This is a genomic window from Pseudomonas sp. SG-MS2 (genome assembly GCF_009933855.1).
GTDB lineage: Bacteria > Pseudomonadota > Gammaproteobacteria > Pseudomonadales > Pseudomonadaceae > Aquipseudomonas > Aquipseudomonas putida_E.
This window is the reverse complement of record NZ_MOMO01000257.1, coordinates 16,430-40,834: the sequence shown is the minus strand read 5'-3', so window position 1 is coordinate 40,834 and position 24,405 is coordinate 16,430. Positions and strand designations below refer to the sequence as shown.

General features: G+C 62.9%; 23 protein-coding genes and 1 pseudogene. 4 read left to right on the top strand and 20 right to left on the bottom strand.

Going from position 1 to position 24,405, the window contains the following annotated elements; genetic code table 11:
• Positions 1-55 precede the first annotated feature (55 nt).
• The 10 genes and pseudogenes from BLX42_RS24200 to yegQ form a co-directional block, all read right to left on the bottom strand.
• Positions 56-276, bottom strand: a pseudogene (locus BLX42_RS24200) (IS3 family transposase); the annotation flags it as partial.
• A gap of 113 nt (positions 277-389) precedes the next feature.
• Positions 390-1,157: a hypothetical protein gene (locus BLX42_RS24195; protein WP_161872834.1), complete on the bottom strand. Its 768-nt coding sequence runs from the start codon at positions 1,155-1,157 to the stop codon at positions 390-392.
• Positions 1,158-1,398: 241 nt separating this feature from the next.
• Positions 1,399-2,229: an alpha/beta fold hydrolase gene (locus tag BLX42_RS24190; RefSeq protein ID WP_161872833.1), complete on the bottom strand. Its 831-nt coding sequence runs from the start codon at positions 2,227-2,229 to the stop codon at positions 1,399-1,401.
• Between the two features lie 118 nt (positions 2,230-2,347).
• On the bottom strand, positions 2,348-3,703 hold the full coding sequence (locus tag BLX42_RS24185) for a glutamine synthetase family protein (RefSeq protein WP_161872832.1): 1,356 nt from the start codon (positions 3,701-3,703) through the stop codon (positions 2,348-2,350).
• A 9-nt stretch (positions 3,704-3,712) separates the two neighbouring features.
• Positions 3,713-4,264 carry a helix-turn-helix domain-containing protein gene (locus tag BLX42_RS24180; protein WP_012313746.1) on the bottom strand — a complete coding sequence of 184 codons (552 nt, stop codon included), beginning with the start codon at positions 4,262-4,264 and terminating at the stop codon, positions 3,713-3,715.
• Positions 4,257-5,546: an FAD-binding oxidoreductase gene (locus tag BLX42_RS24175; protein WP_046787261.1), complete on the bottom strand. Its 1,290-nt coding sequence runs from the start codon at positions 5,544-5,546 to the stop codon at positions 4,257-4,259. Before BLX42_RS24175 ends, BLX42_RS24180 begins: the two co-directional genes overlap by 8 nt.
• 253 nt (positions 5,547-5,799) lie before the next feature.
• Positions 5,800-6,798: an alpha/beta fold hydrolase gene (locus tag BLX42_RS24170; RefSeq protein ID WP_161872831.1), complete on the bottom strand. Its 999-nt coding sequence runs from the start codon at positions 6,796-6,798 to the stop codon at positions 5,800-5,802.
• A gap of 75 nt (positions 6,799-6,873) precedes the next feature.
• Positions 6,874-7,311: a YqaA family protein gene (locus BLX42_RS24165; protein WP_039604685.1), complete on the bottom strand. Its 438-nt coding sequence runs from the start codon at positions 7,309-7,311 to the stop codon at positions 6,874-6,876.
• Complete coding sequence (locus tag BLX42_RS24160; protein WP_161872830.1) at positions 7,311-7,739, bottom strand: DUF411 domain-containing protein; 429 nt, start codon at positions 7,737-7,739, stop codon at positions 7,311-7,313. The genes BLX42_RS24165 and BLX42_RS24160 overlap by 1 nt, the downstream gene beginning before the upstream one ends.
• Positions 7,740-7,855: 116 nt before the next feature.
• On the bottom strand, positions 7,856-9,217 hold the full coding sequence (gene yegQ, locus BLX42_RS24155; RefSeq protein ID WP_161872829.1) for a tRNA 5-hydroxyuridine modification protein YegQ: 1,362 nt from the start codon (positions 9,215-9,217) through the stop codon (positions 7,856-7,858).
• A gap of 129 nt (positions 9,218-9,346) precedes the next feature.
• On the opposite strand from yegQ, the gene BLX42_RS24150 reads away from it, so the two are divergent.
• Positions 9,347-10,411 carry an AI-2E family transporter gene (locus BLX42_RS24150; protein WP_161872828.1) on the top strand — a complete coding sequence of 355 codons (1,065 nt, stop codon included), beginning with the start codon at positions 9,347-9,349 and terminating at the stop codon, positions 10,409-10,411.
• 27 nt (positions 10,412-10,438) lie between these two features.
• Here the strand turns inward: BLX42_RS24150 and BLX42_RS24145 are convergent, their stop codons facing one another.
• Positions 10,439-12,505, bottom strand: a complete 2,067-nt coding sequence (locus tag BLX42_RS24145; RefSeq protein ID WP_119688647.1) for a TonB-dependent receptor domain-containing protein — start codon at positions 12,503-12,505, stop codon at positions 10,439-10,441.
• Between the two features lie 230 nt (positions 12,506-12,735).
• On the opposite strand from BLX42_RS24145, the gene BLX42_RS24140 reads away from it, so the two are divergent.
• Together BLX42_RS24140 and BLX42_RS24135 are read left to right on the top strand one after the other, a co-directional pair.
• The gene (locus tag BLX42_RS24140; RefSeq protein ID WP_161872827.1) at positions 12,736-12,984 is read left to right on the top strand and encodes a response regulator transcription factor; all 249 of its coding nucleotides are present in this window, start codon (positions 12,736-12,738) and stop codon (positions 12,982-12,984) included.
• A gap of 7 nt (positions 12,985-12,991) precedes the next feature.
• On the top strand, positions 12,992-13,354 hold the full coding sequence (locus BLX42_RS24135; protein ID WP_115275305.1) for a hypothetical protein: 363 nt from the start codon (positions 12,992-12,994) through the stop codon (positions 13,352-13,354).
• On the opposite strand, the gene BLX42_RS24130 is transcribed toward BLX42_RS24135, so the two are convergent.
• A complete protein-coding gene (locus tag BLX42_RS24130) occupies positions 13,351-13,737 on the bottom strand; it encodes a helix-turn-helix domain-containing protein (protein ID WP_161872826.1) in 387 nt (128 codons plus the stop codon). The two genes, BLX42_RS24135 and BLX42_RS24130, sit on opposite strands and share 4 nt — an antisense overlap.
• Before the next feature lie 201 nt (positions 13,738-13,938).
• Here BLX42_RS24130 and BLX42_RS24125 point away from each other — a divergent pair, with 201 nt between their 5' ends.
• On the top strand, positions 13,939-14,214 hold the full coding sequence (locus tag BLX42_RS24125) for an ogr/Delta-like zinc finger family protein (protein ID WP_080952154.1): 276 nt from the start codon (positions 13,939-13,941) through the stop codon (positions 14,212-14,214).
• A gap of 74 nt (positions 14,215-14,288) precedes the next feature.
• On the opposite strand, the gene nuoN is transcribed toward BLX42_RS24125, so the two are convergent.
• Genes nuoN through nuoG form a run of 8 tightly spaced genes read right to left on the bottom strand, consistent with a single transcriptional unit; the run spans position 14,289 to position 24,290 of the window.
• Complete coding sequence (nuoN, locus tag BLX42_RS24120) at positions 14,289-15,758, bottom strand: NADH-quinone oxidoreductase subunit NuoN (protein ID WP_115275303.1); 1,470 nt, start codon at positions 15,756-15,758, stop codon at positions 14,289-14,291.
• Positions 15,759-15,765: 7 nt separating this feature from the next.
• Positions 15,766-17,298 carry an NADH-quinone oxidoreductase subunit M gene (gene nuoM / locus BLX42_RS24115; RefSeq protein WP_046787247.1) on the bottom strand — a complete coding sequence of 511 codons (1,533 nt, stop codon included), beginning with the start codon at positions 17,296-17,298 and terminating at the stop codon, positions 15,766-15,768.
• Between the two features lie 40 nt (positions 17,299-17,338).
• A complete protein-coding gene (gene nuoL / locus BLX42_RS24110; RefSeq protein ID WP_046787246.1) occupies positions 17,339-19,192 on the bottom strand; it encodes an NADH-quinone oxidoreductase subunit L in 1,854 nt (617 codons plus the stop codon).
• Positions 19,189-19,497, bottom strand: a complete 309-nt coding sequence (gene nuoK, locus BLX42_RS24105; protein ID WP_003251446.1) for an NADH-quinone oxidoreductase subunit NuoK — start codon at positions 19,495-19,497, stop codon at positions 19,189-19,191. Before nuoK ends, nuoL begins: the two co-directional genes overlap by 4 nt.
• A gap of 3 nt (positions 19,498-19,500) precedes the next feature.
• On the bottom strand, positions 19,501-20,001 hold the full coding sequence (gene nuoJ / locus BLX42_RS24100) for an NADH-quinone oxidoreductase subunit J (RefSeq protein WP_012313764.1): 501 nt from the start codon (positions 19,999-20,001) through the stop codon (positions 19,501-19,503).
• 10 nt (positions 20,002-20,011) lie between these two features.
• A complete protein-coding gene (gene nuoI / locus BLX42_RS24095; RefSeq protein WP_003251442.1) occupies positions 20,012-20,560 on the bottom strand; it encodes an NADH-quinone oxidoreductase subunit NuoI in 549 nt (182 codons plus the stop codon).
• Between the two features lie 11 nt (positions 20,561-20,571).
• A complete protein-coding gene (nuoH, locus tag BLX42_RS24090) occupies positions 20,572-21,579 on the bottom strand; it encodes an NADH-quinone oxidoreductase subunit NuoH (protein ID WP_012273297.1) in 1,008 nt (335 codons plus the stop codon).
• Positions 21,576-24,290 (bottom strand): NADH-quinone oxidoreductase subunit NuoG, encoded by a 2,715-nt coding sequence (gene nuoG / locus BLX42_RS24085; protein ID WP_046787245.1) that lies wholly within the window; start codon positions 24,288-24,290, stop codon positions 21,576-21,578. The genes nuoH and nuoG overlap by 4 nt, the downstream gene beginning before the upstream one ends.
• Positions 24,291-24,405: the final 115 nt, after the last annotated feature.

The following is a 24,405-nucleotide window of genomic DNA, read 5'->3' as shown; positions in this document are numbered from 1 at the left end:
AGGCGACTTGTAATGCTCAATTGATCCCGGACACAGTTTTGAGTTTTTCTTCAGCTTAAGCAGGCGCCAGTCCATCATTGAACTGATGGGGCGGATCCAGTTGTAGTGGTTCATCAGATACTGGCTAGTGTCTCGCTGAGGCTGCTGGCCGGTCATGTAGCCTTGGTGGTCAAGGCTGCGAAATACACGTTCCATCGGCGCATTATCCCTGCAACTGCCTCGTCGGCTCATGCTCTGGCGCATGCGGTAGCGCCACAGTCGCTGGCGGAAGTGTCGCTTCGACGGCGATTGCCTTCGCACTGTCCTTGCCAGGCGAATGTTGCTCGATGCCAGTGCTGTACCGAGCAACATTCCACCCTGTTTATGGTTTGACAGGCACTCCGTGTTGCTCAGTCCCAGGTTGAGTCTTGTAGGTTCCACTTCCCGGGGGTTGCCCCATCGGAGAAGCGCAAGCAATCGCCCTCTACTGTCAGCGGTCGACCCGATTCCCGGTCCTTCTGCCAGATCTCGTAGTAGTTGCCCATATCGTAGAACGTAACCTTATCCTGCTTGGAGGCTACCGGCTTGACCCACCCGCTGCTGGAGTCGATGTACTTGTCCTTTTCAGTGCTACAGCTGATCTGGAGGTACCCGCCCCAGTTGCCGTCCTTGGCCCAGCCTTCGACGACTTTGACCCACAGGCTCGCTTGCGAGGAGCCGTCCGCTACATACTGCTCCTTTTTTTTGTCATACCGAGTGCCGGCGAGCGCAACGTTGACTCCCAGGTAACCGTCGGGCCGGAACCGCACGGTGCTCCCGGAGGTGCGCGAGGGGACATACCGGTTGTCCGGGAGTGTGGCCTTGGAGATCACAATCTCGTGCACCGCCCAAGCGAAGTCACGCCAGTGCTTCTCGTTCGTGGATCGGAAGGTGGTGCTAATGTAGTTCTTGAGGGCCGTCTGATCCGTACCGACCTCCTGAACACTTTGTACGATCTTGCGTAAGCGTTCCTCGTCCTCCTGCCCCCACTGTTTGATCAGGCTTTCGATATGCTCCTGTTTGGCCTCATTGTGCTTGGCCTCGATCTCCGCGATCTCATGCGGGCTATGCGTCTTAATCTCCGTGGGCGCGTCTGAATCCAAGAAGATCAAGAAGCTATTTCTACGTAGGTATCCCATAGGTCTTCCTTTCGTTCCATCAATAGAAAAAGGCCTAATCGCCGCTCGGCGACTTCTCGTACACACCCTGGTGTGTACTTTGAAGATCCGCCAACCAGAGGGTTACTACAACTGGCAAAAATGTGAGTTGTGGCTTCTCGCGGAGCAAGCTAGCCCCCCCCAGATACGTCACACCTTTCAAGGCCAGCGCTGTAGCTATGGGGGCCGGCCGCCGACGGCAGAGCCGATTCAGGTAACCGAATCAGCTCTGGATAAAGGCCAGCAAATCCGCATTGATCACATCGGCATGGGTTGTCGGCATACCGTGCGGGAAGCCCTTGTAGGTCTTCAATGTGCCATTGGGCAGCAGCTTGGCCGACAGCGGGCCGGAATTTTCATAGGGAACGATCTGGTCATCATCACCATGCATCACCAGCACGGGCTGCTGGATCTTCTTCAGGTCTTCGGTGAAGTCAGTCTGGGAAAACGCCACGATCCCGTCGTAGTGCGCTTTGGCGCTGCCGATCATGCCTTGGCGCCACCAATTGGCAATGACCCCCTCGGCCGGCTCGGCACCGGGCCGGTTATAGCCATAGAACGGGCCGGTCGGCACATCGCGGTAAAACTGTGCCCGGTTACTCGCCACCTGTGCCTGGAACCCGTCGAAAACCGACTTGGGCAAGCCGCCGGGGTTGTCTGGCGTTTGCACCATCAAGGGCGGCACGGCGGCGATCAGCACCGCTTTGGCCACCTTGTCGCCTGGGTAGCGGGCCATGTAGCGCACCACTTCGCCGCCTCCGGTGGAGTGACCGACATGCACCGCACCCTGAATACCCAGGTGCTCGACCACGGCGGCCACGTCATCAGCGTAGTGGTCCATGTCATGGCCGTCCCATACCTGGCTGGAGCGGCCGTGGCCACGGCGGTCGTGGGCGACCACTCGAAAACCTTGGCCAAGGAAGAACAACAGCTGCGCGTCCCAGTCGTCTGCGCTGAGCGGCCAGCCATGGTGGAAGTGGATGACCGGCGCATCGCGCGGGCCCCAGTCCTTGTAGAAGATCTGAACGCCATCCTTCGTGGTGACGTAGCTCATGGTCGTGTCTCCTCTGTGCAGGGGGATTGCCGAGTGAGCTATTCAGAATAGGAGAGTTTTCTGTCTTGTCAGTACCGGCCTCTTCGCCGGCAAGCCGGCGATGAGGCCAGTATCTGTTTCAAAGGAACCACCGGTACTCGCGGGCACTCACCTCCTGCATGAACGCCAGGTGGTCCTGGCGCTTGTTCTCGCAATACACCATCACGAACTCTTCCCCCAGCCCTTCATTTACGGCCGGGTGCCCACGCATGGCTGCGACTGCGCTGGGCATGTCCTTGGGAAAGTCGACCCCGCTGGCGCGATCGTCATTGAGCGGCGCAATTGGCTCCAGCGCGGCATCCAGCCCGTGCTCCATACCGCACAAGATGGCCGCTAGCACCAGATACGGGTTGGCATCTGCCCCCGCCAGGCGGTGCTCGATACGCACATTGCAAGCATCCGACTCGGGGATGCGGATGCACGCATCACGGTCCTCGAAGCCCCAGCTGGCGCGGCTGGCGGCATTGACCATGGCGCCGTACCGGCGAAACGCATTGTGGTTGGCGGCGAATATCGGCATGCAGTGCGGCAGCAAGGCCAGGCAACCGGCCACTGCATGGCGTAGCGGGCGCTGCTGGTCGGCCGCCAGCAGGTTGTTGCCGGCCTTGTCGTACAGGCTGACATGCACGTGCATGCCGCTGCCTGGCGCCTGCAGGTAGGGTTTACTCATGAACGAGGCGCGCAGCCCGTGCTTGAGCGCCACGCCACGCGTGCTGCGGCAGAACAGGGCGGCCCAGTCGGCGGCACGCAGGCCGTCGTCGCAGTGGCCGAAGTTGATCTCGAACTGGCCAGGGCCGAGCTCGGCGGTGATGACGTTGGCGTCGACCCCTTGCGCGTTGGCGGTTTCGACCATGTCGCGCAGCACGTCGCTGAACCGCGACAGCCGTTCGATGTGCATGTTGGGCTGGTCGTCCGCGTCATCGCTGAACGGGTCGTGGGGGAACTGCGGCAGCCCCTGCTTGAGTGCCCGGTCGAACAGGTAGAACTCCAGCTCGAACGCCACCACCGGGCGAATGCCGCGCCGTTCCAGGCGCTGCAGCACGCGGGCGAGCACCTCCCTGGGCTCGAACTCGATGGGTGAGGCGGTGCCGTCGGAGCTGATCAGCATCTGGCCCAGCGGTTCGCGCTCCCAGCTGACTGGCTTGAGTGTGCCGGGCACCAGGCGCCGCAGGGCGTCCGGGTCGCCGTCGTTGAAGCAGTAGTCGCCAATCGGGAACAGCCCGCCTTGCACGCCCAGCAGCACGCAGTTCTGCGGCAGTTTCAGCGGGCTGCCGGCGGCAACCTTTTCGAGCATGTCGATGGGGTAGCGTTTGCCGTAGAAATGCCCGGGGATGTCCAGGCTCAGCAGGTCGACGTGGCGCACATTGGGGTAACGGGCGCGGAAGGCACGTACTTCGCTGAGCAGATCGGCAAAGCCTGTCGTTGTCGTTGTCATGCTGTGCTCTCATCGGAAGACCCAGAGGACACGGGTCGTCTGGTCAGTCAGGTTGGCGTAGCGGAAATGGCTGTGCGCAGGGAGCTGGAAGCTGTCGTTGGGGCCGAGTGTGACGGCGTCCGGGTGGCCATCCAGCCACAGGGTCAGCGCGCCTTCGAGAACGAAACCGCCTTGCTCGGCGCTGTCGTCCAGGTGCCCCTCGCCACTGCTGGCGCCGGGTGCCAGGTGGCTTTCGAGCATCGCAAAGCTGCCGTTGAGGGTCGGCGAGACCAGCACATCGCTGATGCCTTCGGCGTAGTAGATCGTGCGCCGTTCACCGGGGCGGGTGACCCAGTCGAGTTCGCGCGGCTGGCTGGCCTGGTAGAAATAGGTGGTGGGTACGTGTAGCGCTTCGCTGATCGCAGTGAGGTCGGCCACGGTCGGCTGCGACAGGCCGCGCTCGACCTGGGACAGAAAGCCCAGCGAACGCTTGACCTTGATCGCCAACTCGCCGAGGGTCAGCCCGCGGTGCTTGCGCAGGCCACGAATCAGCAGGGCCAGGCCCTGGGCGTCTTCAGACATGATCGCGCATCCGGTACCAGGCCTTGGCTGCGGCCTCCAGCGGGGCAGCCAACAGGTCACCGCCCGGGAAACGGCCATTGTCGATGCCCTGGTACAACGCCAGCAGGTCGTCGTCGCCCAGGATCGCGTCGCTGACCGCGCGCGCCGCTGCCAGGGTTGGCAGCACGCCATGGCCGGAAAAGCCCTGCAGCCAGTAGCGCTGGCCGTCGCGGCCGATGTCCGGGGTGCGCTGGATGCTGCAGTCGATATGCCCGCCCCAGGCATAGTCGATGGCAACGCCCGCCAGTTGTGGGAACACACGCTCAAGGTAGGGGCGGGTGGCGCTGGCCACGTCCTTGGGAATGCCGCCCAGGTAGGTGCAGCCGCCGCCGAACAGCAGGCGGTGGTCCGGGGTGAGGCGGAAATAGTCCGGTACGAACTGGTTGTCGATCACGCAACTGTTGCGTGGTAGCAGCGACCGGGCGAAATCCGCGTCCAGTGGCGTGGTGGCCACTTGATAGGAGCCCACCGGCAGCAGCCGGCGCGACAGGTTGCGGTCAAGGCGGTCGATGTAGGCGTTGCAGGCCAGCACCAGCACCTCACCGTGCACTTCGCCATGGTCGGTGCGGGCGATGTAGCCATTGGCGCTCTGCTGGTAGTCGAGTACCTGGCTTTGCTCGAAGATCTGCCCGCCGGCAGCCTCGATCGCGCTGGCCAGGCCTTGGGCCAGTTTCAGCGGGTTGAGGTGCGCGCCCTTGGCGTCGTACAGGGCAGCCTGGTAGCGCGGGCTGTCGATCCACTGGGGCAACTCGTCACGGCCGATAAGGCGCAGGGCCTGGTAGCCCCATTTCTGTTCGGCATCAAGCAGGGCTTGTTCCAGCATTTTCACCCGGCGTGGCAGCACCGAGGTCCAGAGGCTACCGGCCCGGTAATCGATATCGAAGCCGTGCCGCTGCGGCAGTTCACGCATTTCGTCGGCAGCCCAGCACATGCTGTCCCACAGGCGTCGGCTGCGTTCCACGCCCAAGGCTTTCTCGATGGGCGGCATGTCGCACGACCAGCCCAGCAGCGCCTGGCCCCCATTGCGACCGGATGCGGCCCAGGCCACCCGGCTGGCTTCCAGCAGGGTCACACGCTTACCCGCCAGGGCCAGGCGCAGGGCAGTGTGCAGGCCGCTGAAGCCGGCGCCGATGATGATCACGTCGGTGTCGTGCCGGCCTTGCAGGGTAGGGCGCAGGGGAATGCTGGCAGGGTAGGTGCGGGCGTAATAACTGGCGACGTGCTGTGCGGATTGCTTGAACATGCCTTGGCCTCATGAAATTTTTTATGATTATTTTCATGAAAATTTAGCAGGGAATTTTCATTGCGCCAGTCGATGAATCGCACCCACCAGGCAAGGCATGGTAACCATCGCCTATCATCAGTGGCACGCTGCAACAAATGCGGGGGGGGGGGCCGCGATGCGCCGCGACGGCTGCGTTCAATCCAAAGGGCGCAGCAAATGCCCGTGGCATGCCCCCGGCAGCCCCCGACACCCAATGCGCCCCATCATATCCTCAGCGCCCAAGCCACTCGATCAGGGTGTTGTTGAAGCGCCGTGGCTCCTCGATCTGCGGCGCGTGCCCCATGCCCTCGAAGGTCACCAGCTCGCCTTGTGGAATCAGCTCGGCCACGTGCGGCCCCAGCTCCTTGTACTTGCCCAGCCGCGCCTTGACCTCTGGCGGTGCGATGTCACTGCCAATGGCCGTGCTGTCCTGGTCGCCGATCAGCAGCAGGGTTGGCATCTTCAAGTCTTTGAACTCGTGGTACACCGGCTGGGTGAAGATCATGTCGTAGATCAGTGCCGAGTTCCACGCCACGGCTTCATGCCCAGGGCCCTTGTTCAGCCCCGCCAGCATCTGTACCCAACGCTCGTACTCAGGTTTCCAGCGCCCGGCGTAATAGGTCTTGCGCTCGTATTCACGTACGCCGTCGGCATCGAGCTTGAGTTCGCGGGCATACCACTGGTCCACCGTGCGGTAGGGCACGCCGAGGGCCTTCCAGTCTTCCAGGCCGATCGGGTTGACCATGGCCAGGCGCTCGACCTGTTGTGGGTACATCAACGCGTAACGGGTGGCGAGCATGCCGCCGGTGGAATGGCCGAGGATGATCGCTTGCTTGACGCCCAGCTGCTCCAGCAGGGCATGGGTGTTGCTGGCCAACTGATGGAAGCTGTATTGGTAATACCCTGGCTTGCTTGAAGTGCAGAAGCCGACCTGGTCGGGCGCGATGACTCGGTAGCCGGCCTGGCTCAACGCATCGATGGTGGTTTCCCAGGTGGCGGCGCAGAAGTTCTTGCCATGCATCAGCACCACGCTATGGCCGTTGGCCTGGCCTTTGGCAGGCACGTCCATGTAGCCCATCTGCAGGCTCTGCCCCTGGGACTGGAAGTCGAAATGCTTGAGGGGGTGCGGGTAGCTGAAGCCTTCGAGCTGCTTGCCGTAGGTGGGTGATTCGGCGGCGATGGCGGGGGCGCCGATGAGGCAGGCCAAGGCCAGGGCGGTTGCGCGTAGCATGGGGGCACTCCGTGTAGGACCATGTAGGAATTGGCGACTGTAGCAGCCGCGCAGGCACCTTAAACGTTAAAGGTGTTACCAGGCATGAAACCAACCCAGGGTAATCACGGCTACGACCATGTAACGCCCGCCCTTTGCCAGCGTGACCAGCAGCACGAAACGCCAGAACGGCTCACGCATGATCCCGGCAATCAGGGTCAACGGGTCGCCGATCACTGGCATCCAGCTCAGCAGCAACGACCATTGCCCCCAGCGCTGATAGCGTTGCTGGGCGCGTTCGAGTTGACGGGCGCTGAACGGGAACCAGCGCTTGTCGCGCAGGTGTTCGATGGCCCGGCCCAGCAACCAGTTGACCACCGAACCGAGCACGTTGCCCAGGGTGGCGACCAGCAACAGGGTCAGCCAGGCGTCGGGTTGACGCAGCAGCAGGCCCACCAGTACCGCCTCCGATTGCAGCGGCAGCAGTGTGGCGGCGCCAAAGGCGCTGAGAAACAGCGCCCAGAGGCTCAGCATCAGTAGTTGGCGACTACGGTGTCCTGGCCATCCCGGGTTACCCCGATGACTTGATAGGCGTCCTTGCGATCACCCATTTCCATGCCTGGCGAACCCACCGGCATGCCTGGCACGGCCAGGCCCTTGAGGTCGTTGCGCTTGGCCAGCAGGCGCACCTGCTCGGCCGGGACGTGGCCTTCGACGAACTTGCCGTCGATCACCCCGGTGTGGCATGAAGCCAGCCGCGGCGCCACGCCGAGCCGCTGCTTGACGGCGCTCATGTTCGGCTCGACGTGGTCGTTGACGGTAAAGCCATTGTCACGAAGGTGGCTGATCCAGGCCTTGCAGCAGCCACAGTTGGGGTCGCGGTAGACGTCGATGGTCTCGCCAGCCTGTGCCAGGCCGGTGATGGCCAGCAGGCCGAGCGCGATCCGGTGTTTATGCAGCATGGTCGAACGACTCCTATGGGTAGGCAGGCGCCCCGCCCACCATGCAAATGAGCTGCAGGATAGCGCAGGCGGCTTGCAGGCGCGATGTGCGCTGGCATGCTATCGGCCAGCAACTGTCAGCTGGCTGAACTGGACATTACACCTTTGTCAGCCAGTTCGTCCTGGCACAGGTCGCGCATCAGCAAGCCGTATTCCAGCGCTACCTGCTCCGGGATCGGCAGGTAGACCACATGGCCGTCCCCGGGCGCCACGTCGATGGCCTGCTGGTGGCGACCGTACAGGTTGTGCAGGTCGAAATGATAGTTGCCGCGCGGGGTCATCAGCTCCAGATGATCGCCTACTGCGAAGCGGTTCTTCACCTTGACCTCGGCCAGGCCGTCCACCCGTGCACCGGTCAGTTCGCCGACGAACTGCTGGCGCTCGGATAGCGAATTGCCCCGCTGGTAGTTCTGGTATTCGTCATGCACATGGCGGCGCAGGAAACCCTCGGTGTAGCCACGTTGGGCCAGCGATTCGAGGTTGTCCATCAGGGCCCTGTCGAAGGGGCGCCCGGCAGCGGCATCGTCTATGGCCTGGCGGTACGACTGCACCGCACGGGCGCAGTAGAAGTGCGACTTGGTGCGGCCCTCGATCTTCAAGGAGTGCACGCCCATGGCCGCCAGCCGCTCGACGTGCTGGATGGCGCGCAGGTCCTTGGCATTCATGATGTAAGTGCCGTGTTCATCCTCGAAGGCGGGCATCTCGGTACCTGGGCGATTGCTTTCGTGCAGCAGGAACACCTGATCGGTCGGTGCGCCCAGGCCCAGCGTCGGCTCGACCTCTCGCACGATGTCGCCGGCAGCGTTTTCGGTAGCGGGAGTCGCGTTGTACTTCCAGCGGCAGGCGTTGGTACAGGTGCCCTGGTTGGCATCACGCTTGTTGAGGTAACCCGACAGCAGGCAGCGCCCAGAGTACGCCATGCACAGGGCGCCATGGACGAACACTTCCAGTTCCATGTCAGGCACGTGCTGGCGGATTTCGCCGATCTCTTCGAGCGACAGCTCCCGCGACAGGATCACCCGGCTCAGGCCAAGTTGCTGCCAGAACTGCACGCTGGCCCAGTTGACCGTATTGGCCTGTACTGAGAGGTGCACAGGCATCTGCGGGAAGTGCTGGCGCACCAGCATGATCAGGCCGGGGTCGGACATGATCAGCGCATCGGGCGCCATGTCGATCACCGGCGCCAGGTCCTTGAGAAAGGTCTTGAGCTTGGCGTTGTGCGGCGCGATGTTCACCACCACGTAGAAGCGCTTGCCCTGTGCATGGGCCTCCTGGATGCCCAGCGCCAGGTTGGCATGGTCGAATTCGTTGTTGCGCACCCGCAGGCTGTAGCGGGGCTGGCCGGCGTAGACCGCGTCGGCGCCGTAGGCGAATGCATAGCGCATGGTCTTGAGGGTGCCGGCAGGGGCCAGCAGTTCAGGCTTGGCGGGGATGTTCATGTGCGCACCGGGGCAAAGGCGCGGATGCTAAGGCCGGCCTGCGTTGCGCGTATTGATTTGAATCAAGGTGGGCATGGCACTTTTACCAAATTGGTGTGCACTAATGTCCAGCACTCAAGAGGAACCGCCATGAACCAAACCGCTTTGCAGAACAAGGCCCTGGCAGTATTGCTGGCGCTGGTGACCATTGCCTTCGGCTGGATCCTGCTGCCGTACTATGGCGCCATCTTCTGGGCGGTGATCCTCGGCATCCTGTTCGCGCCGCTGCAGCGAAACCTGCTGATGCGCTTTGGCAGGCGGCGTAACCTGGCGGCGGCCACCACCTTGCTGATTTGCCTGTTGGTGGCCATTTTGCCAGTGATCATCACCAGCGCCTTGCTGGTGCAGGAGGGCGCCACCCTTTACCAGCGGATCGAGAGCGGGCAACTGGATATCGCCGGCTATGTCGAGCGCGGCATGAACATGCTGCCGCCTTTCATGCAGCACAGCCTGGACAGCATGGGCATGGGCAACCTGGAGGGGCTGCGCGACAAGATCACCAAATGGGCCACCCAGGGCAGCGAGATGCTGGCCACCCAGGCCTTCAGTTTCGGCCAGGGCACCTTCGAGTTTCTGATCAGTTTCGGCATCATGCTTTACCTGTTGTTCTTCTTTCTGCGTGAGGGCGCGGACGTGGCGCGGCGGGTACGCCTGGCCGTGCCGCTGCCAGAGCACCAGAAGCGCCGCCTGCAGTTGAAGTTCAACCGTGTGGTGCGCGCCACGGTGAAGGGCAATGTGCTGGTGGCGATCACCCAAGGCGCCTTGGGTGGTTTCATCTTCTGGGTGCTGGATATTCCCAGCGCGCTGGTCTGGGCGGTGATGATGGCGTTTCTGTCACTGCTGCCGGCAGTGGGCGCGGGGATCGTCTGGGCGCCGGTGGCGGCGTATTTCCTGTTGACCGGGGCGATCTTGCAAGGGGTGATCCTGACCGCGTTTGGCGTGCTGGTGATTGGCCTGGTGGACAACCTGCTGCGGCCGATCCTGGTGGGCAAGGATACGCGTATGCCCGACTACATGATCCTGGTGTCCACCTTGGGTGGGTTGGCCGTATTCGGGCTCAACGGGTTTGTGATCGGGCCGCTGATCGCGGCGCTGTTCATGTCGAGCTGGGGGATTTTCGCCGCGACCAAGCCGCAGGTGCAGTTGCCTCAATAGGGGCTGCCACGCAGCCCTTGCAGCGTTTCAACGCAAGCTGTATGAAACCCCGGCGTATACGCCAAACCCTTCCCCTGGCGTCGACCGGGCAATGTCTTGCCCTGCATCGTCGTACCCCGGCGTTACCGTCGCCGCATAGCGCTTGTTGGTCAGGTTGCGCAGGTCCAGCCAGGTCTGCCAGTCCTGTTTCGGCGAGTCCCAGCCCAGGCGCGCACCGAGCAGGGCGTAGGCATCGGCGTGGTAACTGTTGGCGTAATCGACTTGCACCTTGGACGCCATCTGCGTGTTGACCCCGGCGTGGAAGCCGCTTGGCCAGTCGTAGCGCAGTTCGGCCTGGTAGTAATGCATGGGAATGCCAGGCAGGCGGTTGTCGCCGAAGGTGTCATCGTCCCGGTAGTGGAAATCACTGAACGTGTAGGCCTGGCGCAAGCTGAGCTTGCCAGTACCAGGGTGCTCCCAGAGGGTGCTGTCCAGGCCGGCTTCGACGCCCTGGTGCACGGTGGCGCTGGCATTGACCTCCTTGGCCGGGAGGCCTGCCTCGATTTCAACGGCCAACAGTTCATGGCGCACTTGCGAGTAGTACCAGGCCAGGTCCCAGCGGCCCAGGGCCGAATCACCGCGCGCGCCCAGTTCCAGCGTAGTGGCTGTCTGGTTTTGCAGTTCGATCGGCTGCGTGGCGACCGTGGAGCTCCAGATCAGTGACCATGGGTGGGGTGGCTCGACGGACCGGCTCAGGTTGCCATACACCTGCAGTTGCGGGTTGATGTCGTAGCGCAGGCCCAGGCGCGGTGCGTAGTCCCAGTCATGCTGGCTGACCTTTCCACCGTTCTGCGGATAGGTGACTGCGCTTTCACGGCGGGTATAGATCATCGCCAGGCCAGTGGTCAGCCACAGGTCCGGGATCAGTTCCAGATCGTTGCCGACATGCAGGACAGTATCCGACCCCTGATAGCTGAAGTCGCGGCTGCGTGCGCCGAAGTTGTCGCCAGTGGTACGGGCAAACTGCGAGGCGCCGCTGTTGGGCAGGTGCTTGGTGGTTCGCCAGCCCACGGTGGTGTTGCTCTGATGGCCCAGCAAGGTGTCGCGGCGCATGTAGTTCAGGGTGCCGCTGACATCGGTGTAGGCGACCTTCAGGCGCATCGGGCCTTCGCGCAGGTCCATGGGGAAGTCGTGGTACACCAGCCCGGCTTCCACCCGGGCATCGTCCTCAAGGTAGAAGGTGGTCTTGTTGGCCACCCAGGTACTGCCCGGTTGCGGCCGGCTGTCGTCGCGCGCCAGGTAGGCGGCGTTTGCGGCACGCGGGTCGTGCTTGATCTGGTCCTTGGTCAGGCGCCCGGCCAACTCATTCTCGGTTTCCCGGTAGCGCAGGTAGAAGCGCGTTTCCAGGTTGGGGTTGAAACGATAACCCACGTTGGCGGCGATGCCTTTGGCGCTGCCGCTGCTGTGCGCCTGGTAGCCGTCGTATTCCGAATCGGTGAGGGCCACGTAGTAGTCGAGGTTGCCCAATACCTGACCCGAGCTGACGTGCCTGTGCTGATAGCCGCGGCTGCCGGCCTCGTACCGCACCTGCAATGGCGCGGCGTCGTAACCGGTAGGCGTCACATAGTTGATTGCGCCACCCAGTGCCAGCGCGCCCTGATCGAAACCGTTGGCCCCTCTCAGCACTTCGGCGCGGCTCAGCCACAGCGGCTCGAACAGCTCGTAAGGTGTACCGCCCGGGCCGGTCAGCGGCAGGCCGTCGAACATCGTGTACACCCCTGAACCGTGGGCTCCGGGCGCACGGTTGATGCCTGACCCGCGGATGGACAGCTTGATGCCATCGTTACCTGCAGACTGTGCGAACACCCCAGGCTGGTAGGCCAGCACGTCCTGGTTGCTGGCCACCCGTCCTAGCCCCACACGCTGCATGTCCACCAGGTTGCTGGCGCCGGGTACTGCCTGCAGGCGCGCGCGGGCGTCTTCCAGTTCGCTATGTGCTTCGTCACTGATCAGCACTTCGCCCAGTTCGACCGCAGGTGCAGCTGACGCGTGCTGGGCGACTGTGAAAAGGGCCACAAGGCCAAGGCAAGGTGAGGGGGGCAACACGGGGCGCATCGTACAACTCCAGGTGAAAAGGGCAGGCAACGGCGTTGTGACGAGCGAAACGCCGTGCAGAGCACGGAGAGTTTCACTTAATTGAAAGCAGCCATTTGAGGACGGGTGTGTAGGACGGCGATTTACAAACCGTATGAATGGAACACGTGTTTTGGGATTCGTAAGGTGGAGTCCTACCGCGTCAGCCTGATAGCTGACGTGAACTGGCGATGATTTTTTGGAGTTCGGTGATGAGTGCCAACACGCAACAGATCGAAGATAGCCATGCGGATACGCCTATTCGCCTGACCCCCAGAGAGCAGCAGGTATTGCTGTGGTGTGCCTATGGCAAGAGTTCGTGGGAAATCGGTCGGATCCTGCAGTGCCAGGAGTCGACGGTAAATTTCCATGTGGGCAACATCCTGCGCAAATTCGATGTATCCACGCGGGTCGCCGCCGTGATCAAGGCCATTCGCTACGGCATGCTTGCAGAGCAGTGAGGCACTCATGAATGAAGTCGCATTGATTGATGGTGCCCTGTCCTGCGTTGTGGAGTGGCTCGAGCGCGACGGGCGGGTGCTTTTCGGTGCAGTGTTGGGCGCTTTACTGGTCAGCGCGGCACGTGATCGGCTGGTCATCGTTTCGCGCAAGCGGCTTACGTTGGGCAAGCAAGCCTTGCTGGCCCTTCTCACCGTTGGCGTGGGCTACCTGTTCGAGCCGCTGTTGCAAGCTTTGGCCCCCATGCTTTCCCGGGGCATGGCTGCTTTCGTGGCGGCGGTCGTGGTGGTCCCGATCAGCCTCAAGGTCATGGTGTGGCTGGACTCGGTGGACCTTCGTGAAATCGTGCAGCGTTGGCGCCGTCGCAGTTAGCCTTCGGAGGTATCCGGCACACGGTAGGCAAGTGCACCCAGTTTCTTCTCCAGCTCCTGGATGCGCTGTTTGTCCTTGATGTACAGCAGCGTGGCCTCGCGGTCGGCGAATGAAAGGCTGCGCAAACGTTCGAGGATGTCATCTTCCCAGCTTTCACCTGTGTGCAAGGTACGCTCGCGCTCACCCATCAGCAGCCAGTCCAGCGAGCAGGCATGCTGTCGGGCCATATCTACGCATAATGAGTATGGAATGCTCTCGCGTACCTTCCAGCTGCTCAGTGTTTGCGGGCTTATACCAAGCGCTCGGGCCAGCTGAGCGTCGCTTTCGGACTGGGTAAGTTGCTTGAGGCGGGCCAGCACCGAGGCGAAAAAACGGCTACTCATAACAGATATCCATTGCTGGTTTAATGACATTCCCTGGGCTTAAACTACTCGTTATGAATAATAACCCTGCAATATGAGGAACTTTATCGGCATGAACAGCAGTTTGATGAAAAGCCTTTCTTATACAGTAGGCAATACTGACACAAATGGACGATCAACCTTACAGCTTCTGCCATTGCTCGGCCTTAGCAGGTATCTACCGTGAGTACTTACAAACTGGTCTGCCCTCACTGCCATAGCCGGATGCGCATACGCACCAGCGAAGGTCGCCATATTTTCCTTAGAGTGGCCTATTTGCAATGCACCACGGAGGCGTGTGGTTGGTCGGTGAGGGCCGAGTTCGAAATGACCCATGAACTGTCACCCAGTGGAATGCCTAATCCGGATGTGTACTTGCCATCGGCCAGCAGTGATTTACGCAGGACGGCACTGCGCCGCAGTGACGATGTTGCGTCAGGCAGGCAAGCGGAACGGTAGCGTAGCCGGCACGGTTTGCAGCGCAGATAAAAAAACACCCCGCATGAGCGGGGTGTTTGCTATTGCCTGTTCGATCAGCCGATCAGTTGCAGGCCAGCCTGCTGGACCATTTCCAGCAACGGCTGCGGGTAGACACCCAGTACGAAGGCGAGAATGGCAATGGCCAGCAGCATGACGCCGCCAGTGCGCTGTTCCCACTTCAGCGGCGCATCGTGGCGGCGCAGGTTCGGCTCGACCAGGTACAGGGTGACCATCACACGCAGGTAGTAGTAAACGCCGATGGCGCTACCGATCACCAGGGCACCGACCAGCCACCACAGGTGCGACTCGACGCCAGTGGCGATGATGTAGAACTTGCCGATGAAGCCAGCGGTCAGCGGGATACCGGCCAGCGACAACATCATCACGGTCAGCACTGCCGTCAGGTACGGGCGGCGCCAGAACAGGCCGCGGTACTCGTACAGGGCATCGGCGTCACGGCCGCCGTAAGGCGAGGACATCAGGGTGATGACACCGAACGCACCCAGGCTGGTGATCACGTAGGTGACCAGGTACACGCCCATCGCTTCCATGGCCAGGCCCTTGCTGGCGATCAGGGCGATGAGCAGGTAGCCGAAGTGGGCGATGGACGAGTAACCGAGCAGACGCTTGAGGTTGCTCTGGGTCAGCGCCAGCAGGTTACCGACCAGGATCGAGGCGACCGCGATCACCGCCAGAACGGTGCTCAGCACGCCGCTGCTGGCAGCAGGGGAGAGCATGAACAGGCGTACGACCACGGCGAACACCGCGACCTTGCTCGCGGTGGCCAGGAACGCGGCGACCGGGGCCGGGGCGCCTTCGTAGACGTCCGGGGTCCACAGGTGGAAAGGTACCAGCGACAGCTTGAAGGCCAGGCCGACCAGCATCATGCCCAGGCCCAGCTGAGCGACCAGGCTTGGCATGCTGGTGGCGGCCAGGGCTTTGCCGATCTGGTCGAAGCTCAGGCTACCGGCATCGGCATACAGCAGGGCCATGCCGAACAGCAGGAAGGCCGAGCCTGCGGCCGACAGCACCATGTACTTGATACCGGCTTCCAGCGAACGCTTGTTGAAGAAGGCGTACGCCACCAGGCCGTAGACCGGCACCGACAGCAGCTCCAGGCCGATGAACAGGCCGGCCAGGTGGTTGGCACTGACCAGCACTAGGCCACCGAGGGCCGACATCAGCAGCAGCAGGTAGAGTTCTTCACGGTTCCCGGGGAAGCCCTTGGAGCCTTCACCGAGATAGGCGTGAGCCAGTGTGACGCAGGCCAGCGTAGCCACCAGTACGATGGCCATGTACAGGCAGGCGAACTTGTCGATGGTGATTAGCGAAGTGACCGCCAGCGGCGCGACCTTCAGCGCCGGCAGGATCGACAGCAGGGCCAGGTTCAGGCCCACGGTGGACAACAGGAAGGTCTGCGAGTGGTTGCGCTTCCAGGCGATCGCCAGCATCACCACCACCGTGGTGATGGTGGTGATCAGCATCGGCGCCAATGCGATGAAGTGTTGAGTGGTGAATTCCATAGCGCTCTTACCGGGCCGAAGCGAGTTGAGTGAAAGCGGAGCCAAGCCACTGCTGCACACCGCTCATGGTGGCGGCAGAAGTGTCGAGGAACGGCTGCGGGTACACACCAAGCACGATCAGCAGCACCGCAAGGCCCAGCACCATGATCAGCTCGCGGCCGTCCATGCCGGCCAGCACGGTGTCGCTCTTGCTTGGGCCGAAGTAGGCACGGTGGATCATGATCAGCGAGTAGACCGAGCCGAAGACCAGGCCGGTGGTTGCGATCACGGTGATCCACGGCACGCTGGCGAAGCTGCCGATCAGGATCAGGAACTCGCCGACGAAGTTGCCGGTGCCTGGCAGGCCCAGCGATGCAGCGGCGAAGAACAGGCTGATGGCGGGCAGGTAGGCAATGCGGTGCCACAGGCCACCCATCTGACGCATGTCACGGGTGTGCAGGCGCTCGTACAGCTGGCCGGACAGGATGAACAGCGCGGCAGCCGACAGGCCGTGGGCCAGCATCTGGATCACCGCGCCTTGCAGGGCCTGCTGGCTGCCGGAGTAGATGCCGATCAGCACGAAGCCCATGTGCGAGACGCTGGAGAAGGCGATCAGGCGCTTGATGTCGGTTTGCGCGAAGGCCAGGAAGGCACCGTAGAAGATACCGATCAGGCCCAGGGTCATGGCGATCGGGGCAAACTCTGCCGAAGCGTTTGGGAACAGCGGCAGGGCGAAACGCAGCAGGCCGTAGGCCGCGGTTTTCAGCAAGATGCCCGCCAGGTCCACGGAACCTGCGGTCGGTGCCTGGGCGTGCGCATCAGGCAGCCAGGAGTGGAACGGCACCACCGGCAGCTTGACCGCGAAGGCGATGAAGAAGCCCAGCATCAGCAGGTATTCGACGCCAGCCGGCAGTTCGGCCTTGAGCAGGTCGCTGTAGTTGAAGGTGAGCACGCCGGTGGTGTTGTAGTTGACCAGCACCAGGCCAAGGATCGCCACCAGCATGATCAGGCCGCTGGCCTGAGTGAAGATGAAGAACTTGGTGGCGGCGTAGATCCGGGTCTTCTTGCCGTCTGCCGAGCTGTGACCCCAGAGCGCGATGAGGAAATACATCGGCACCAGCATCATTTCCCAGAAGAAGAAGAACAGGAACAGGTCCAGGGCCAGGAATACACCGACCACGCCGCCCAGGATCCACATCAGGTTGAGGTGGAAGAAGCCGACGTGGCGCTGGATTTCTTTCCAGGAGCACAGCACCGAGAGCACACCGAGCAGGCCGGTGAGCAGGATCATCAGCAGCGACAGGCCATCGAGGGCCAGGTGGATGCTGATGCCGAAGCGCTTGATCCACTCGACTTTGTACTCGAGTGCCCAGGCAGGTTCGGCGCCCGGTGCAGGGGCCAGGGTGTAGTCGCCGGTGCCCCACAGCCACAGGCCGATGCCGAGCAGCAGGGACATGGTCAGCAGCGCGATCCAGCGCGGCAGGGTGGAGCCGAAGCGCTCACCCAGCCAGCACAGGAAGCCGCCGATGAAAGGGATCAGGATCAGCCAAGGCAAAATCATGACGGGTTGGTTTCCTTTGGCAAAGTCGCAAGATTCATAGTCATACCGCAGCCACTACCACAGCGCCGAGTACCAGCACGGCGCCGACGGCGATCGAGGCGGTGTACCAGCGCAGCTGGCCGGTCTCGGTCTTGCTCATGGCGACGTGGCCGCCACGGGCCATCCGAGGGATCAGGCCGATGCTGCGGTCAACCGGATCCTTGCGCAGGATGTGGCTGATCAGCAGGTAAGGTTTGACGAAGAGCTTGTCGTAGATCCAGTCGAAGCCCCAGGCGGCGAACCACCAGGCCGAAAGGACGCGGCCGATGCTGCTGTTGGCGACGGCGCTGGCGAAGCGGCGCTTGCCCAGGAACAGCAGGGCCGACAGCAGGATACCGGCGATGGCGATGGCGCCCGAGGCGATCTCCAGCGAGTGCTTGGCTTCACCGCCGGCATGGCCGGCGCTTTCAGGCAGCACGCCTGCCAGCGGTGGGTGGATCCAGGCGCCGACGAAGGTCGACAGCACGATCAGCACGCCCAGCGGCAGCCAGTGGCTGATGCCGTGGCCGGCGTGGGCTTGGGTCTTGGCTTCGCCGTGGAAGGCGATGAAGATCAGGCGGAAGGTGTACAGCGAGGTCATGAACGCACCGACCAGGCCGGCGTACAGCAGGCCGGTATTGCCGCTGGCGAAGGCTTCCCAGAGGATCTCGTCCTTGGAGTAGAAGCCTACGGTCAGGATCGGCAGGGCGGCCAGGGCGGCACCACCGACCACGAAGCTGGCGTAGGCCAGCGGCAGTTTCTTCCACAGGCCGCCCATCTTGAAGATGTTCTGCTCGTGGTGGCAGGCAACGATCACCGCACCCGAAGCAAGGAACAGCAGGGCCTTGAAGAAGGCGTGGGTCATCAGGTGGAAGATTGCCGCGTCCCAGGCACCCACGCCCAGCGCCAGGAACATGTAGCCGATCTGGCTCATGGTCGAGTAGGCGAGGATACGTTTGATGTCGGTCTGCACCAGCGCGGCGAAACCGGCCAGCACCAGGGTCACGCCACCGACCACACCGACCAGGTGCAGGATGTCCGGGGCCAGCAGGAACAGGCCGTTGGTACGGGCGATCAGGTATACGCCTGCGGTTACCATGGTGGCGGCGTGGATCAGTGCCGAAACCGGGGTAGGGCCTGCCATCGCATCGGCCAGCCAGGTCTGCAGCGGCAGCTGGGCCGATTTACCGACCGCGCCACCCAGCAGCATCAGGGTTGCCAGGACCATCCAGGTGTCGCCCGCCTGGAATTTCTGCGGTGCCAGCACCAGCAGCTCCTGCACGTTCAGGGTGCCGAGCTGGACGAACAGGATGAACAGGCCGATGGCCAGGAACACGTCGCCGATACGGGTGACGATGAAAGCCTTGAGTGCTGCATTACCGTTGTTGCGGTTGCTGTAGTAGAAACCGATCAACAGGTAAGAGCACAGGCCCACGCCTTCCCAGCCGAAGTAGATGAACAGCAGGTTATCGCCCAGGATCAGGAACAGCATGCTGGCGATGAACAAGTTGGTGTACGAGAAGAAGCGCGAGTAACCGGCTTCGCCACGCATGTACCAGGAGGCGAACAGATGGATCAGGAAGCCTACGCCGGTGACCACGCCAAGCATGGTGACCGACAGGCCGTCCAGGTACAGGGTGAAGTTCGGCGCGAAGCCGTCCACCGACATCCACTGCCACAACAGCTGGCTGTACGCGCCGCCTTCAGGCGGGGCGACATTGAATTGCCAGATGACGTAGGCCGCCACGGCGGCCGAGAGGCCGACCGAGCCGACGCCGATCAGGGCGGACAGGTTCTCCGAGAACCGCCCGCGCGAGAACGACAGCAGCAAAAAGCCGATCAGGGGGAAGACGAAAGTCAGGAAGAGAAGGTTCATCCGCGCATCTCACTGGCAGCATCGATGTCGAGAGTGTGGAAGCGGCGATACAGCTGCAGCAGGATCGCCAGGCCGATACTGGCCTCGGCGGCTGCCAGGCTGATCACCAGAATGAACATCACCTGGCCGTCGGGCTGGACCCAACGGGCACCGGCGACGACGAACGCCAGGGCAGAGGCGTTCATCATGACTTCCAGGCTCATGAGCACGAAGAGGATGTTGCGGCGGACCATCAGGCCAACCAGACCTAAGCAGAACAGGATGCCGGCGACCGCCAGACCATGCTCGAGAGGGATAGCACCCATGATTTACTCCTTCGCCTCGTTGCGGCCCAGGTGGAAGGCGGTGACGGCTGCGGCGAGCAGCAGCATCGAGGCCAGTTCGACCACCAGCAGGTACGGGCCGAACAGGCTGATGCCCACTTCTTTCGGGCCCACGGTGGTGCCGCTGATGCCGGCCCCGCTCGGGGTGACGAACAGCACGTACAGCAGCTCAAGCAGCAGCAGGGTGCCGAGTATCACCGGCCCTGCCCATATGCCGGGCTTGAGCCAGCCGCGTTCCTGGGCGACCGAGGCCGGCCCCAGGTTGAGCATCATCACCACGAAGACGAACAGCACCATGATGGCGCCGGCGTAGGCGATCACTTCCAGGGCGCCGGCGAACGGCGCACCCAGGGCGAAGAAGATCATTGCCACGGAAATCAGCGAAATGATCAGGTAGAGCAGGGCGTGCACGGGGTTGGTGCCAGTGACCACCCGAAGGGTGGAGACCACGGCGATCCCGGATGCGAAGTAGAAAGCGAATTCCATCTTTCTGTCCTTATGGGAGCAAGCTCTTCACGTTGATCGGCTCGGCTTCGTTCTGCGCAGAGCCTTTCGGCTTGCCAGCGATCGCCATACCCGCAACACGGTAGAAGTTGTAGTCAGGGTTCTTGCCGGGGCCGGAGATCAGCAGATCTTCTTTCTCGTACACCAGGTCCTGACGCTTGAACTCGGCCATTTCGAAATCCGGAGTCAGCTGGATTGCGGTGGTCGGGCACGCCTCCTCGCACAGGCCGCAGAAAATGCAGCGCGAGAAGTTGATGCGGAAGAACTCCGGGTACCAGCGGCCGTCCTCGGTCTCGGCCTTCTGCAGCGAGATGCAGCCGACCGGGCAGGCCACCGCGCAGAGGTTGCACGCTACGCAGCGCTCCTCGCCGTCGGGGTCGCGGGTAAGGACGATGCGCCCGCGGTAGCGCGGCGGCAGGTACACGGGTTCTTCGGGGTACTGCAGGGTGTCGCGCTTGCGGAACCCGTGGGAGAACACCATTGCCAGGCTGCGCAGCTGAGTGCCGGTGCCCTTAACGATGTCGCCGATATATTTGAACATGGGTCAAATCCTCACTGGGCCGCGACGGCTGGCGTGTTGTAAAGCACGATCGCAGCGGTCACCAGCAAATTGATCAGGGTCAGCGGCAGGCAGAACTTCCAGCTGAAGTCCATCACCTGGTCATAGCGTGGGCGCGGGATCGAGGCGCGCAGCAGGATGAACAGCATGATGAAGAACGCGGTTTTCAGCGCGAACCACAGGAACGGCACTTGCGGCAGGATGCCGAACGGGCCGTGCCAGCCACCGAAGAACAGGGTCACCAGCAGCGCCGAGATGAGGATGATGCCGATGTACTCACCGACGAAGAACATGCCCCATTTCATGCCGGCATACTCGATGTGGTAGCCGTCGGCCAGTTCCTGTTCCGCTTCTGGCTGGTCGAAGGGGTGACGGTGAGTCACGGCAACGCCGGCGATGAAGAAGGTGCAGAAGCCGAAGAACTGCGGAATGATGAACCACAGGTTCTGGGCCTGGTATTCAACGATGTCGCGCATGTTGAACGAGCCCACCTGCACCACCACGCCCATCAGCGCCAGGCCCAGGAACACTTCGTACGACACGGTCTGAGCCGAGGCGCGCAAGCTGCCCAGCAGGGCATACTTGTTGTTCGACGACCAGCCGGCAAACAGCACGGCGTAGACCGACAGGCCGGCCATGGCGAAGAAGAACAGCAGGCCGATGTTCAGGTCGGCAACGCCCCAGCCCGGCGTGATCGGGATGATCGAGAAGCCGATCAGCAGCGCGCTCATGGCCACGACCGGCGCCAGGGTGAAAATCATCTTGTCGACGAAGGGCGGGTTCCAGTCTTCCTTGAAGAACATCTTCAGCATGTCGGCGGCGATCTGGAACATGCCGAACGGGCCGACGCGGTTAGGACCGTAGCGGTCCTGCCACCAGCCCAGCAGGCGGCGCTCGACGAAGCTGAGCAGGGCGCCGCAGACCACTACGGCCAGCAGCACCACGATAGCCTTGACGACCTGGATGATCACATCGATCACTTCGGGGGTGAACCAGCTCATTGTGCTGCCTCCTGCAGACCTTCGACGGATGCACCGAAGATGGCCGGCGGGATGCCGGCCAGGCCTTTGGGCAGCGCGACCAGGCCAGCGCCCAGTTCTTCATTGATGCGCAGCGGCAGGCGCAGGGCCACACCGGCCACGTTCAGGCTCAGCAGCGCGCCTTCGTTGACGCCCAGGCGGTCGGCCTCGGACTTGGCCAGTGCCACGTAGGCGGCAGGGATGCGCTCTTGAACCGGTGCAGCGCGCGAAGAGCTTTCTTCGCTGCCGAACAGATGGAAGAACGGTACTGCGGTCCAGGTGCCACGGGCCGGGTTGAAGGCGCCCGGAATGGTGTTGAACCAGGTCAGGCGATCGCCTTGCGATTCGATCAGGCGCACGCCCGGGTCACCGGCACGCAGGTGGCCACCGACCTCGTCCTGGAACTTGTTCCATGCTTGCGGCGAGTTCCAGCCCGGCGACCAGGCGAACGGCACCTGCTGGCGCGGTTCGGCGGAGCCCGAGTAGCCTTCCATGGAGAAGGCGAACGCGGTGTCCTTGTCCTGCGGGGTGCGTGGCTCGTGCACGCTGATGTTGGCGCGCATCGCGGTACGGCCGGAGTAGCGCAGCGGCTCACGGGCCAGCTTCATGCCCTTGATGCGGAACGCAGCAGAAGGCGCCGCGTTGACGATGCCGGCCAGTTGCGGGGCAGCTTCGGCGCAGGCGCTGGTGACGTGGTCCAGCTGGGTCCAGTCGACCGGCTTGTTCAGCAGGGTGGCACGCAGGGCGTGCATCCAGCGCCAGCCTTCGTGGACCAGGATGCTGCTGTCCAGGTACTGCGGGTCGAACACCTGGAAGAAGCGCTGGGCACGGCCTTCCTGGCTGACCAGGGTACCGTCGCCTTCGGCGAACGACGCCGCCGGCAGCACCAGGTGGGCGCGCTCCAGGGTGGCTGTGTTGGAGTGGTCGGCGACGATCACGACCTTCGCAGCTGCCAGGGCGGCATCGACCTTGGCGGCCGGTACGCGGGTGTACAGGTCGTTTTCCAGCACCACGATGGCGTCGGCCTTGCCGCTGATGACCGCATCCAGCGCGGCATCGGCGGACTCGCCACCGAGCATGGCCAGGCCGAGGCTGTTGGCCTCAGGTACCACCAGGCTCAGCGAGCCGTTTTTCTCGCGCAGCTTCAGGGCCTTGGCGATGTTGGCGGCAGCCTCGATCAGCGCCGGGTCGGCCAGCGAAGTACCGGCAACCACCAGCGGACGCTTGGCGGCAACCAGGGCGTCGGCGATGCGCTTGGCCAGGGCCAGGGCTTCGTCGTCCAGGCCGGCAACGGCCGGGGCGCTCGGGTCGATGGCGTGGGCCACGGCGAAACCGATGCGGGCCAGGTCGGCGGGGGCGGCGTGCACGCATTCTTCGGCAACGTCGTCCAGCTTGGTTTCAGCCAGGCTGGCGATGAACAGCGGGTACAGCGCGTGCTGGCCGATGTTCTTCACAGCGGCGTCGAGCCAAGGCTGCACTTTCATGGCCTCGGCCATGGCTTCAGCCTTGCCTTTGGTTGCTTGACGCACTGCCAGGGCAACGCGGGCGGCGGTCTGGGTCAGGTCTTCGCCGAGCACGAACACCGCGTCGTGGTCTTCGATGTCGCGTAGGGTCGGCACTGGCAGCGGGCTGTTGTTCAGCACGTCCAGGGCCAGACGTACGCGGGCCAGCTCACCGGCTTCCATACCCGAGTAGAAGTAGTCGGCACCGACCAGTTCGCGCAGGCCGTAGTTGCTTTCCAGGCTGGCGCGGGGCGAGCCGATACCTACGATGGTGCGGCCGCGCAGCAGGTCGGCGGCCTTGTCCAGTGCCGCGTCCAGGCCCAGCTTGGTGCCATCGGCCAGGCGTGGCTGGCGTGGGCGGTCGGTGCGGTTGACGTAGCCATAGCCGAAGCGGCCACGGTCGCACAGGAAGTACTGGTTGACCGAACCGTTGAAGCGGTTCTCGATCCGGCGCAGCTCGCCGTAGCGCTCGCCCGGGCTGATGTTGCAGCCGCTGGAGCAGCCGTGGCAGATGCTTGGGGCAAACTGCATGTCCCACTTGCGGTTGTAGCGCTCGGAGTGGGTCTTGTCGGTGAACACGCCGGTCGGGCAGACCTCGGTCAGGTTGCCGGAGAATTCGCTTTCCAGCACGCCGTCTTCAACGCGGCCGAAGTACACGTTGTCGTGGGCGCCATAGACACCCAGGTCGGTGCCGCCTGCGTAGTCCTTGTAGTAGCGCACGCAGCGGTAGCAGGCGATGCAGCGGTTCATCTCGTGAGCGATGAACGGGCCGAGGTCCTGGTTCTGGTGGGTACGCTTGGTGAAACGGTAGCGGCGCTCGTTGTGGCCGGTCATTACCGTCATGTCCTGCAAGTGGCAGTGGCCGCCTTCCTCGCACACCGGGCAGTCGTGCGGGTGGTTGGTCATCAGCCATTCGACGACGCTGGCGCGAAACGCCTTGGATTCGTCATCGTCGATGGAAATCCAGGTGCCGTCGGAGGCAGGGGTCATGCAGGACATGACGATACGACCACGGGTGTCGTTCTCGTCGGTGTACTGCTTGACCGCACACTGCCGACAGGCGCCAACGCTTCCAAGCGCCGGGTGCCAGCAGAAATAGGGGATGTCGAGGCCGAGCGACAGACACGCCTGTAACAGGTTGTCTGCACCGTTGACTTCGAGCGCTTTGCCGTCTACGTGGATAGTGGCCATTGTTCAAAGTTCTTCGTTGGCCCGCGTGAGCGGGCGTGGCTAATGGAAATCTGTAAGCCTGCGGCCTGCCGCGAATCGTTCGGGCCGGCCTGCAGGCTGGCGGGTGGCACGGACC